7 protein-coding genes are annotated in these 12,972 nt (G+C 36.4%); 5 read left to right on the top strand and 2 right to left on the bottom strand.

Annotated features, from left to right (window positions below):
* Positions 1-139: 139 nt before the first annotated feature.
* Both CLU83_RS14310 and CLU83_RS14305 read left to right on the top strand, forming a co-directional pair.
* Positions 140-601 carry an Lrp/AsnC family transcriptional regulator gene (locus CLU83_RS14310; RefSeq protein ID WP_100433747.1) on the top strand — a complete coding sequence of 154 codons (462 nt, stop codon included), beginning with the start codon at positions 140-142 and terminating at the stop codon, positions 599-601.
* A gap of 268 nt (positions 602-869) precedes the next feature.
* Entirely contained in the window at positions 870-2,207 is a 1,338-nt protein-coding gene (locus CLU83_RS14305) for a deoxyguanosinetriphosphate triphosphohydrolase (RefSeq protein ID WP_100432236.1), read from the top strand.
* Positions 2,208-2,280: 73 nt separating this feature from the next.
* On the opposite strand, the gene CLU83_RS14300 is transcribed toward CLU83_RS14305, so the two are convergent.
* Positions 2,281-3,294, bottom strand: coding sequence for a DUF3078 domain-containing protein (locus CLU83_RS14300; protein WP_100432235.1), 1,014 nt, complete (start codon positions 3,292-3,294; stop codon positions 2,281-2,283).
* Positions 3,295-3,333: 39 nt separating this feature from the next.
* On the bottom strand, positions 3,334-5,115 hold the full coding sequence (locus tag CLU83_RS14295) for a 1-deoxy-D-xylulose-5-phosphate synthase (RefSeq protein ID WP_100432234.1): 1,782 nt from the start codon (positions 5,113-5,115) through the stop codon (positions 3,334-3,336).
* Between the two features lie 185 nt (positions 5,116-5,300).
* Between CLU83_RS14295 and CLU83_RS14290 the strand changes: the two genes are divergently transcribed.
* The 3 genes from CLU83_RS14290 to CLU83_RS14280 all read left to right on the top strand — a co-directional run bounded on the left by CLU83_RS14290 (position 5,301) and on the right by CLU83_RS14280 (position 12,853).
* Entirely contained in the window at positions 5,301-6,404 is a 1,104-nt protein-coding gene (locus tag CLU83_RS14290) for a Fic family protein (protein WP_100432233.1), read from the top strand.
* A 69-nt stretch (positions 6,405-6,473) separates the two neighbouring features.
* On the top strand, positions 6,474-6,917 hold the full coding sequence (locus tag CLU83_RS14285; protein ID WP_100432232.1) for a nucleoside deaminase: 444 nt from the start codon (positions 6,474-6,476) through the stop codon (positions 6,915-6,917).
* A 266-nt stretch (positions 6,918-7,183) separates the two neighbouring features.
* Positions 7,184-12,853 (top strand): alpha-2-macroglobulin, encoded by a 5,670-nt coding sequence (locus CLU83_RS14280; protein WP_100432231.1) that lies wholly within the window; start codon positions 7,184-7,186, stop codon positions 12,851-12,853.
* The last annotated feature ends 119 nt before the right edge of the window (positions 12,854-12,972 follow it).

Raw genomic sequence — 12,972 nt, 5'->3', positions numbered from 1 at the left:
TACTGAGCAAAGTTATTGTATTAGAAAATTAAACTTAAATTAGCAGTTTATTTCAGTGAAATAATTTAAATCAGTGAGTTATTTCAGTAATTAGTTTTGAAGCATGCTGTATGTTTCAACTTTAACCGTAAAAAAAACTATGGACAATATTGACAGTATCGATTTACAAATCTTAAAACATTTGCAGGAAGACTCCAATATCAATATAAAAGAGCTGGCCAGTAAATTATTCCTCACGGTAACTCCTGTTTATGAGCGCATAAAAAGACTGGAACGCGATGGTTACATAATGAAGTATGTAGCTTTATTGGACAAGAAAAAATTGAATCTTGGAATGACTGTTTTTTGCAATGTCCGGCTGAAAGAACATGCAAAAAATGTTGGAAGCAATTTTGTCAAAGATATCGTGGCACTTCCAGAAATTATTGAATGCTATAACATTGCGGGTGATTATGATTTTATGCTAAAAATTTTGGTCGAAGATATGTCCAGTTATCAGGACTTTGTGATGAACAAACTCTCCACTATCGAGAATATCGGGAATACTCAAAGCGTTTTTGTTATGGGCGAAATCAAGCACAGTACGGCTTTGGCGATTTGATTGATCATTTGGGCGTGACCCCATCTCAATAAAAGGGCTAACTCTCTTTGCAGTTATACGCCCTTTTATTGAGATGGGGTCGGGCTATCCATGCTACTTCGGTAGCTTATTCCTATCCCTCACGCGAACCACTGCAAGCCTTGTTAAGTAATTTAATTAGATGAAAATCTTAAAATAAAATGTATTTTTGGTTGTTTTAAATCTAAAATCATAATTCGTTACACGAGCGATAGCGAACTGGCGAAGCAATCTACAATTAGAAATCACAATGAACTGGGAACAATTATTATCACTAAAAAGGCAAGGAGACAAAGGGAAAAGATTGCGAATCGAGCAGGATGATACACGTTTAGGTTTTGAAGTTGATTATGACCGAATCATATTTTCCTCCGCTTTTAGAAGTCTGCAGGACAAAACACAGGTGATTCCGCTCTCAAAAACTGATTTTGTGCACACCCGTTTAACGCATAGTTTAGAGGTTTCAGTAGTTGGACGCTCATTGGGCAGATTGGTAGGAAAAAAAATCATCGAAAAATATCCGCATTTAAAAGAAGTTCATGGTTATCAAATGAACGATTTTGGAGCTATTGTGGCCGCAGCATCTTTAGCTCATGATATTGGGAATCCGCCTTTTGGGCATTCTGGCGAAAAAGCGATAGGCGAATATTTTTCTATTGGAAAAGGATTGAAATATAAGGAACAATTGTCTGCCAAAGAATGGCAGGATTTAATAGATTTTGAAGGAAATGCAAATGGATTTTCGGTTTTAAACAGTTCGCGTCCTGGGGTTGATGGAGGAATTAGGCTTTCCTATGCGACTCTTGGTGCTTTTATGAAGTATCCCAAAGAAAGTTTGCCTAAAAAACCAACAAAAAATATTGCCGACAAAAAGTATGGTTTTTTTCAAACCGACAAGGCATTTTTTCAGGAAGTCGCTTCCGAAATGGGAATGATTGCCAATAAAACAGGAGATGATATTGGTTTCGAAAGACATCCTCTTGCTTATCTTGTAGAAGCTGCAGATGATATTTGTTACACGATTATAGACTTTGAAGACGGAATTAATTTAGGATTAGTTTCTGAAGATTTTGCTTTGGAATATTTAATAAAATTGGTGAAAGACAGTATCGATGCTTCTAAGTACAAGACATTAGAAACCAAAGAAGACAGAATTAGTTATTTGCGCGCTTTAGCTATTGGCAGTTTAATCAATGACGCTGTAAAAGTTTTTGTTGAAAATGAAGAGGATATTATGAGAGGAGAATTTCCTTTTGCCTTAACAGATAAAAGCAAATACAAGGCTCAGATGGATGATATCATCAAGATTAGTGTGAATAACATTTATCAAAGCCGTGAAGTGGTGGAAAAAGAAATTGTAGGCTATCAGATAATACAAACCTTACTCGATAAATTCATAACCGCTTTCAATAATAAACACGATGGAGAAATGTCTAATTATGATGGGCTGATATTGAAAATGCTGCCAGAAAAACATCAGTTAGCAAAGGACAATTTATATGAAAGGCTGCTTCATATTTGTCATTTTGTTTCCATGCTGACAGATGGTAATGCATTACTGTTTTACAGAACAATTAATGCTTATTAGTTCTTCTTCTGCAATGGTGATTTTTTAGTAAAATATAATAAAAGAGGGGCAAAAAAAGGCTCTCTTTTATGTTTTAAAAAGCATATTCAACCCCAACTCCCAAAACTTGTTTTAGTTGTACTTTGGCACCTTCATTAATTTTGACTCCGTTTTCTTCTTTGATGACATCTATATCTTCATCATAAACTAAATTGAAGCCAACATTTGCCTTTACATATTGATTGACTTTCAAATAAGAAAAACATTGCCAGTCAACATCAATGTTGCCAAAATTATGTAAATAGTCGGTGTATAAAATTAAGCGGTTTTTTAATACAATATTAGTGAATATTTCTTTTTCAATATTGGAAGTAATTAATATACCAAGTTCCGTTTTTGACCTTTCACCTTCAGAAATTAAATTTCCATCGGCGTCATAAACTGCTTTTTTTACACCATAAGCACCTGAGTCAGCTAGCGTTTGATCGAGCACCATTGTACTTTTTAGGGTTAAGGGAGATAAGTATAAATTAAAATTTGCAGGTTTATAAATGTACTCCGATCCAACCCCCAAAAAGATGTATGCTGGAGCAAAAGGTTTCGAAATAGGATTTTCGGTGTTAGGATATTTATATCCGTTAGTAAATTGGGTATTGAAGTTTAATTTAGCTGAATGATACCAATTTGATGTTGAATTTGTTCTGAAGCCATAAGTGGAGTTGATTTTGAAAGCATCATCCGTTTTTCTAAGTTCAATGCCTTCTTGTTTGTTTAAACCGTATCTAATAATGAGTTCGTTTGACCAAACCTGATAATCATCTTTATAATCATATTTAAGATCTCCTCTAACGAGTCCTGTTATTGCACTTGTTCCCCCAGCACTCCAATTTACAAAGGCGATTTCTGAAACGTCAACGCCTAGAACGTTTTTATGTTTCCAGTAGGTAATTGTATCTGGCTTAGCAGTTATAATAATATTAGAAGGCTGTTTGTCCGTTTTTTTTGCAGTAATTGTGTCTGCTTTACTTGTGATTATCTTAATTTGTGAGAAACCATAAACGGAAAACAATAAAAAAAAGACTATAAAAAATTTGGCTAAAGAAGTCATAATAGATTTGAGGTATTTTGGAGCGCAAAATAATTAATTTCAACAACTTGAGAAAATTATTTTTAAACAATCAACGGAAATTTTACAATATTGTTGTAATTCATCAACAGAACCCTGTTCAATAAATGTGTCAGGAATTCCCAAAAGCTGTATTTTGGAAGTATAATTATTGATTGCGGCAAATTCTAAAATTGCGCCTCCGAATCCTCCTTTGATTACGCCATCTTCAATAGTAATTATAGCTTCAAATTGTTTAAAAATAGTGTGCAGTTCCTTTTCATCCAGCGGTTTTACAAACGGAAAATCATAATGGGCAAAATTTTCCGGATGTTGTATTTTGGCTAGAGCCAATGTTACATTATTACCAATTGCTCCGGTAGATAAAACAGCAGTTTTGAATCCGTTTTTGAGCAGTTTTGCTTTTCCGATTTCGATTGTTTTGTATTTGCCAAAATGTGATGTCTGCCAATCTTTAATCACGCCTCGTCCGCGTGGATAGCGAATCGCAATAGGTTGGTTTAATCCCAATTGGGCAGTATATAAAATATTTTGCAGATCAATTTCATTCAAAGGAGCGTAAATAATCATGTTTGGAATGCAGCGTAAATAAGCTAAATCAAAAACACCGTGATGTGTCGCTCCATCTTCTCCAACCAAACCGGCTCGATCCAGACAAAAAATGACGGGCAAATTTTGTAAAGCCACATCATGAATTACTTGGTCGTAAGCACGCTGTAAAAAAGTGGAATATATATTGCAATACACAATCATTCCCTGCGTAGCCATTCCAGCGGACAAAGTCACGGCGTGCTGTTCTGCAATGCCCACGTCAAAAGCACGTTTCGGAAAGGCATCCATCATGAATTTCAACGAACTTCCAGAAGGCATTGCTGGAGTGATTCCAACAATTTTTTCGTTCTTTTTGGCTAAATCTAAAACAGTTAAACCAAAAACATCTTGGTATTTTGGGGGTAAATTTTCTTCTTGTTTTGGGATAATTTCGCCCGTTATTGCATCAAATTTACCAGGAGCATGATATTTTACCTGATCTTCTTCAGCTTGTTGAAGGCCTTTGCCTTTAGTCGTAATAAGGTGCAGAAACTTTGGACCTTTAATTTTTTTTAGACGTTTCAATTCTTTGATTACAGCAAAAATATCATTTCCGTCAATAGGTCCAGAATAATCGAAATTTAGTGATCGAATCATATTATTCTGCTTTGGGTTTTTTCCCTCTTTTACAGAAGTGAGATATTTTTTGAGTGCGCCCACGCTTGGGTCAATTCCGATCGCATTATCATTTAGGATGACCAATAAATTAGCATTGGTAACTCCGGCGTGGTTTAATCCCTCAAATGCCATTCCTGAGGCTATCGAAGCATCGCCAATTACGGCAATATGCTGTTTTTCGAAATCGCCTTTTAAATTAGAGGCAATCGCCATTCCCAGCGCTGCCGAAATAGAAGTGGAGGAGTGGCCTACGCCAAAAGCGTCATAAATGCTTTCGCTTCTTTTTGGAAAACCCGAAATACCGCCCAATTGACGGTTGGTATGAAAAACAGTTCTTCTTTCGGTCAAAATTTTATGTCCATAGGCTTGATGACCCACATCCCAAACCAATAAATCTTCGGGAGTGTTGAAAACATAATGCAATGCAATAGTGAGTTCTACCACGCCAAGACTGGCGCCAAGGTGACCTTCCTTTGTGGCAACAATATTGATGATAAAATCACGTAATTCCTGTGCCAATTGAGGAAGTTCTGCTTCATCAAGCAAGCGCAAATCGACTGGTGAATGGATATGTTCGAGCAAACTGCTTTTCATTTATTTGATAAAAAGCAAATTTACGGTTTTAAATTGAAATCTGTTTTTGAATGTGTTCGACAAATTGTGTTTTGAACTTGGATTTCTGTCAAAAATTAGCTTTGTCTAAAAAATGAGGCGATTATTTTTGTTAATCGCCTCAAAAAATAGCTATATTTGAGGCGATTAATAATGCTAAATGCCTCATGAAATACAACTGGCAACTACCAAACTGGCCAAAATTCATATTTGATGATTCAATATTGGACTCATTATGTATTGATTTTGCATTAGAAACAGGAGAGATGAAAGGTCTTGTCGATTCTTTGTCAACTGAGATTCAACAGGAAACAATTTTGCAGTTTATGATTTCGGAAGCCATCAAGACTTCAGAAATAGAGGGAGAATTTTTTAGCCGACAAGATGTAATGTCTTCTATTAAGAAAAACTTAGGCATTGAAGATTCTTCTGGGCATATTAGAGATAAAAATGCGCAAGGAATTGGAAAGTTAATGGTGACGGTTCGAAATTCCTATTCTGAAAAACTTTCTGAGTTTATAATAAAGCAATGGCATGCGATTCTTATGGAATATTCCAGATATGTTAGTCCAGGCGAGTATAGGGTAGGAAAAGAGTCTATGCAAATTGTTTCTGGTTCTTTTGGTAAAGAAATTATTCATTTTGAAGCTCCGCCATCAGTCCAAGTTCCTCATGAGATGAAAGAATTTATTAAATGGTATAATGATTTTGAAATAAAAGAAACAGACATTAAAAACGCATTAATAAAGACTTCCATTTCACATTTGTATTTTGAGAGCATTCATCCTTTTGAAGATGGAAATGGCAGAATTGGCAGGGCAATTGCCGAAAAATGTCTTTCGGATTCCTTAAACCGTCCTGTCTTAATGAGTATTTCAAGTACTATTGAACAGGATAAAAAACGGTACTACCAATCCTTAAAACAAGCTCAAAGAACACTTGAAATTACTGATTGGATATTCTATTTTTCTAAATTGACTTTAGAATCTCAAAAAAATGCCAAACAAACAGTGCTTTTCACACTAAACAAAACTAAATTCATCGACAAGTTTAAAAATATGATGAATGAAAGACAAAGGAAGGCTGTTTTTAAAATATTTGAAAATGGCATTTCTGGTTTTGAAGGAGGAATGACGGCTTTAAAGTATGTCTCCCTCACAAAAACTTCTAGGGCAACTGCTACAAGAGATTTGCAGGATTTGGCCGAAAAAAGCATTTTGACTCCAAGAGGAGAGGGTAGAAGCAGAAGTTACGATTTGAATTTACTGTAACAGCAGATAATTGCGAAAAGCCAAGTTTTTAAGCTGACAAAAATTATTTCAAAATCGTACTTTTGCCAAATGGAAAACATTTTCACCGACGAGTACTTCATGAAGAAAGCTTTGCAGGAAGCCGAAATGGCTTTTGATAAAGGTGAAATTCCTGTGGGAGCCGTTATTGTGGTCAATAATACCGTCATTGCCCGAAGCCACAATTTAACTGAATTGCTGAATGACGTTACTGCCCATGCCGAAATGCAGGCCATTACCGCTGCTGCCAATTTCCTTGGAGGAAAATACCTTAAAGAATGCACGCTTTATGTAACAGTGGAACCTTGCCAGATGTGTGCCGGTGCTTTGTACTGGAGTCAGATTACTAAAATTGTGTATGGCGCCACCGATGAACATCGCGGTTATATGAAAATGGGTACGCAACTGCATCCTAAAACAGTTGTTGTTCGCGGAGTTATGGCTAATGAAGCTTCGGAACTGATGAAACGGTTTTTTGTGGAGAGAAGAAAATAACTTATTGACCCGAATGCCCTAGCCCAGATAGCAGTGAAAATCCTTTTTATTTTTCCTTTAAAAATAAAAAGATTGAAACGGATAGCTGGAAAAAGCTCCTAAAAAACACCTTTAAAAAATAATTTGCCCTCAAAGAATTTTCTTCTTAAAATAATTAATTAAATACTATACTTTTACTACAATATAATGTGCGCTTTTGCAGTTATGGACTTAACTGTGAAATGTTGCTAAAATTATAACTTGTAACCCATTAACTCTAGATAAAAGTGAAAACAAAAGGATTAATTTACGTGTTTGTTGTGTGTATTTTGTTTCAGGCCTGTAGCAGAAAATCAGCCTCCGATTTTAATTCCGATTTTTCATTATTTAAAGAGTATATAGTCAGTTTTACGGGGGGAATAGTCTCGGCGCAATCTGACATTCGTGTGGTTTTGGCTTTCGATAACAACAATTGGAAAGTCAATCAGGTTTTGGATGATGATTTGTTCGATATTTCTCCGAGTGTCAACGGAAAAGTGGTTGCGCTTTCGAACAATACCATCGCTTTTATTCCCGAAAAAAAGCTCGAATCGAATACCGAATATCAGGTGACTTTGCATTTGGATAAACTAAATCCAAAAGTAGCCGAGAAAAACAAGGAACTTTCCAAATTCAATTTCACGGTAAAAACCATCAAGCAGGATTTTATTGTTAACACTCTTGATGTTCAATCTTATAGCAAAGAATATCAATATCTGAATTGTGTGCTGAAAACAGCAGACAATATCGATTTTGAAACCGCTAAGAAATTGGTGGAAGCAGAACATGACGGAAATGATTTGAAAATTATTTTCGAGAAATCGAATGCAGTTGGAAAAGAGTTTAAATTTAGAATTGACAGTATTCAGCGATTGGATTCTAAGAGTAATCTTGAGATTGCATATGATGGGAATGATTATGATATGGACCAAAAAGGGTCTGTCGATTTTCCGATCACTGCCTTGAATGAATTCAAAGTCATTAAAATCGAAATGCAGGAAGGGAATAATCAGTCGTTAAGCATTAATTTTTCCGAACCATTAGAAAAAGGGCAGGATTTTAAAGGTTTGGTAGCGATTCAAAACACGAGTAATTTAAAGTTTTCTACACAGGGAAATGTCTTGAAAGTTTATTTTAATAATGACAAAGCTGTTGAGAAACCAGTTGAAGTAGCTCCAGAACCAGTTGCAATTGCTGTTGTTTCTGACTCAACGGCTGTTGCTGTTGATACTGCTTCGGTTGAAGAACCAGAAGAAGTTGTTGAAGTAGTCGAGCCTGAAGCAGGTGTTTTTTCTCAAAAACTCACGGGGGATTTATTATTGGAAGTTTTTCAAGGAATTGAAAGTGAATACGGTAAAAAGTTAAATCAGAATTACTCCGAGAAAATCTCATTTGATGAAATAAAACCTAATGTTCGTTTTATTAAAAACGGAACGATTTTGCCAAGTTCAAGCAATCTAAAACTCAATTTTGAAGCTGTAAACTTAAGTGCCGTTGATGTAAAAGTATTCAAAATTTACAAAAACAACATTCTTCAATTTTTGCAGGACAATGAGCTGAATGGCACCCGAAATTTGAAAAGAGTGGGACAGCCCATTGCCAAATCAACGCTTAATCTTAATGAAGGGAACTTAGTCAATCCAAGTAAATGGAACACTTTTGCTTTGGATTTGTCCAAAATTATAACGCCGGAACCCGGTGCCATTTACAGAGTGGAGTTTTCGTATAAAAAAGCCTATTCTCTATACAAATGTGAATCTTCAACAGCCGATGACAGTGAAAATGAGGAAGCAGAAGAAGTAGATGAAAAGGACGTGAATTATAGTGAAAACAATTACGATGATTACTATGAAGGTGATTATGATTGGAGGGAAAGTGAGGATCCTTGCTCCAGTTCATATTATTACAATGCCAAGATTGGGACAAATATCTTAGCGTCGGATGTTGGGGTAATTGCCAAAAGAGGTGAAAACAAATCGTATTTATTTACCGTAAACAATATCATTACAACCGAACCAATTTCGAATGCCAGAGTAGATCTGTATAGTTTTCAACAGCAAAAATTGGCTACCGGAGCCACAAGCAGTGAAGGGATTGCTAGTTTTCAGCTGGATACTTTTGCCTATTTTGCCATTGTGACTTACGGGACGCAATCAACTTATGTACGACTTGATGACGGAAATTCGTTATCGGTCAGTAATTTTAATGTGGCTGGTGAAACTTTGCAAAAAGGACTTAAAGGATTTATTTATGGAGAACGTGGCGTTTGGAGACCTGGCGATAATTTGTATTTGTCCTTTATTTTGAATGATGCCTCGAATAAAATTCCATTGGGGCATCCGATAAAATTTAGATTAGCCGATCCTAATGGGAAAATTACCTATCAAACCGTTCAAAAATCAAATGACTGGAATCATTATTCTTTTATTGTCCCTACAGATGCGGATGCTCCAACCGGAAATTGGGAAGCGATGGTCAGTGTTGGTGGTGCTAAGTTTTATAAAAGCATCAAAATCGAAACCATCAAGCCGAATCGTTTAAAAATTAAAAATAGTTTCAAAAGAGCGGTGCTTTCTTCATCCTATCCAAATACGAGTAATCTGGAAGTAACCTGGCTTCACGGAGCTGTGGCTAAAAATTTGAATGTAGAAATGCAGGCAAAATTTTCGCAACAAACAACGACTTTCAAGAAGTATGAAAAGTATGTTTTTGATGATTTGGTTCGAAAATTCAGCACCGAAGAAGTTACTGTTTTCTCAGGAAAATTAGATGCTAATGGAAAGGCGAACACAACAATAGATCCAAAAATACAAGGAGAAGCACCAGGGATGCTGAAAGCGTCATTTATTACTAAAGTGTATGAAGAAGGAGGTGATTTCAGTACCGATGTTATGGCAACTACCTATTCTCCGTATAACACTTATGTTGGGGTCAAATCGCCAGAACCTAACAAGTATGGAATGCTGGAAACCCGTAAAGTGAACCAATTTGATATTGTTACGGTTGATGAAAACGGCAGACCAAAGTCAGTTAGAAATCTGGAAGTAAAAGTTTATAAAGTAGAATGGCACTGGTGGTGGGATGCTTCAAGTGATAATTTGTCTAATTATAATTCGGATAATGCCACAACTTCGTATAAAACCTTTAGAATAAATACCGATGCGAATGGAAAAGGGAATGTGCGGTTTGCGTTGACAGATGAAGAATGGGGGCGTTATATGATTCGGGTTTCTGATGCCGTTGGCGGACATGCAACAGCATTGACGGTAAATATCGATTGGCCAATGTGGTCTGGAAAAACTAAAAACACAGATGCTTCAACAGCAAACATGTTGGTTTTTTCGACCGATAAAGAAAAGTATGCCGTGGGTGAAAATGCCCAGATTTCGTTTCCGTCTAGTGAAGGAGGACGGGCTTTTATTTCTATCGAAAATGGCTCAAAAGTAGTACAAACGCTTTGGGCAAAGACACAAAAAGGAGAAACTAAAGTAACCATTCCGATTACGGCTTCTATGGCGCCGAACGTGTATTTCAATATTACACTTTTACAACCGCACGCGTCAACCAAGAACGATTTGCCAATCCGAATGTATGGAATTGTGCCGATTGAGGTTGTTGACAAAAACACGATCCTTGCACCCAAACTAGTGATGTCAGATGTGTTGCGTCCGGAGCAATCATTCGCTGTAAAAGTGAGCGAACAATCCGGAAAAGCAATGACTTATACTATTGCAATCGTAGATGAAGGATTATTGGATTTAACTCGTTTTAAAGTGCCAAATGCTTGGGACAGTTTTTATGTCCGTGAAGCTTTGGGCGTAAAAACTTGGGATATTTACGATGATGTGATTGGAGCGTATGGCGGAAAAGTGAATCAGATTTTCAGTATTGGTGGTGACCAGGACTTAGGTGGTGGAAAAGCCAAAAAAGCGAACCGATTCAAACCAGTTGTAATTTATATGGGACCTTTTAAATTGGAAAAAGGTGAGACGAAAACTCATCAGGTAAAATTGCCAAAATACATTGGCTCTGTAAAAACGATGATTGTGGCTGGCGATGCCACTACAAGTGCTTATGGTAGTGTCGAAAAAGCAACTCCTGTCCGCAGTCCTTTGATGGTCTTGGCTTCATTGCCGAGAAAAATTTCGCCATCGGAGAAAGTGACGATTCCTGTCACTGTTTTTGCAATGGAAAAAAATATCAAAAACGTTACAGTCCAAATTAAAACCAATAATGGATTAAAAGTTATCGGAAGTGCTTCCCAAAAAGTATCATTTGCACAGCCTGACGAGAAAATGGCTTATTTCAATTTATCCGTTGGTTCTGTTACCGGAATTGGAAAAGTGCAGATTGTAGCAACTTCGGGTAAAGAGAAATCGGTTTATGATGTAGAGATAGATATGACCAATCCAAATCCAGTTACCAATACGTTTACCGATGTGATTTTGGAACCCAACAGTGCTAAAACTATTTCTTGGAAAACATTTGGTGTTTCAGGAAGTAATAAGGCAAAATTGGAGATTTCTTCGATGCCAACTATTAATTTAAATGGAAGATTGCAGTATCTTATTCAATATCCTCACGGCTGTGTAGAGCAAACGACTTCGTCTGTTTTTCCGCAGTTGTATTTGAGCGATATTATGGATTTGGACGCTACTCGTCAGCAATTAACTCAAAAAAACATCACGGCAGGAATCAATCGATTAGGAGGTTTTCAATTATCAAATGGAGGATTATCGTATTGGCAAGGTGGAACAGAATCCGATGATTGGGGTTCTTCGTATGCCGGCCATTTTATGATAGAAGCAGAGAAAAAAGGATACTTTTTACCTATTAATTTCAAATCAAAATGGATCTCCTACCAACAAAAAGAAGCCAAACAATGGAGATTTGAATCCAGATATGGGAATGATTTGGCACAAGCTTATCGCTTATATACTTTGGCATTGGCAGGAGCGCCTGATTTGTCTTCAATGAACAGATTGCGTGAAACCAAAGGAATTTCGAACGAAAGTAAATTGCGTTTGGCTTCGGCTTATGTATTGGCAGGACAAAAATCAGCAGGTTTGAACTTGTTGCTAAAAACTACAATTGATGATAATTCGAATTACAATTATTACTATTATGGTTCTGCCGATAGAAATCGCGCAATGGCTTTGGAAACTATGCTATTGCTTGGGCAAAAGCAAAAAGCATTTGCAATGGCAATAAAACTAGCTAAAGATATGTCAAGCGACCAATGGATGAGCACCCAAACTACAGCTTATTGTTTGTATGCAATGACTAAATTTTCGATAAGCAACGGTGTCAAAGGAATCGATGTTCAATTTAGTAAAGACGGAAAAAAGCAAACTGTTAAAACGATGAAAACAATTGCCGACAGAAGTTTGATTGTCAAAATGGGTTCAAATAGTTTGGCTCTAAAAAATAATAGAAAAAACAGATTGTTTGTCCGTGTACTGAATACAGGAATTCTTCCTATTGGTCAAGAGAAAGCAATTCAAAGTAATGTTTCAGCTTCTATTGTTTTCAAAGATAGAAAAGGAGGCGTTATCAATGTGTCTACAATTAATCAGGGAACAGAGTTTATTGCTGAGGTAACGGTTAGAAATCAGAAAAATGAGCGAGTAGAAAATGTAGCCTTATCTCAAATTCTGCCTTCTGGTTTCGAAATTGTAAATACCCGATTCACGGATTATGGCGATGCTACCAATAATACTGCCGATTATATTGACATTCGTGATGACAGAACCAATTTCTATTTTGGATTGAAATCAGGAGAAACAAAAACTTTTAGAATATTACTGAATGCTTCTTATTTGGGAACCTATTATTTGCCGGGACTGCAATGCGAAGCGATGTATGATAATACGTTTTTGGCGAGAACCAAAGGGTTTTGGGTTCAGGTGGTGAAGTAGCACGTATCCTAACAGGTTTCCAAAACCTGTTAGGTATTTAATTAGGACGAATTGACTAATTTTTCTTTTAGAGATGAAAATCATACCTAACTGGTTTTGGAAACCTGTTAGGAAAGTAG

Source organism: Flavobacterium sp. 1 (assembly GCF_002797935.1).
Taxonomy (GTDB): Bacteria; Bacteroidota; Bacteroidia; order Flavobacteriales; family Flavobacteriaceae; genus Flavobacterium.
Note: the sequence above shows the minus strand (reverse complement) of the source record. Positions and strands in the feature narration are given on the sequence as shown.

What these genes read in the sequence shown, in the direction of transcription:
- CLU83_RS14295 (WP_100432234.1), bottom strand. Translation starts at nt 5,115, where the DNA reads ATGAAAAGCAGTTTGCTCGAACATATCCATTCACCAGTCGATTTGCGC.
- CLU83_RS14310 (WP_100433747.1), top strand. Translation starts at nt 140, where the DNA reads ATGGACAATATTGACAGTATCGATTTACAAATCTTAAAACATTTGCAG.
- CLU83_RS14285 (WP_100432232.1), top strand. Translation starts at nt 6,474, where the DNA reads ATGGAAAACATTTTCACCGACGAGTACTTCATGAAGAAAGCTTTGCAG.
- CLU83_RS14290 (WP_100432233.1), top strand. Translation starts at nt 5,301, where the DNA reads ATGAAATACAACTGGCAACTACCAAACTGGCCAAAATTCATATTTGAT.
- CLU83_RS14300 (WP_100432235.1), bottom strand. Translation starts at nt 3,294, where the DNA reads ATGACTTCTTTAGCCAAATTTTTTATAGTCTTTTTTTTATTGTTTTCC.
- CLU83_RS14305 (WP_100432236.1), top strand. Translation starts at nt 870, where the DNA reads ATGAACTGGGAACAATTATTATCACTAAAAAGGCAAGGAGACAAAGGG.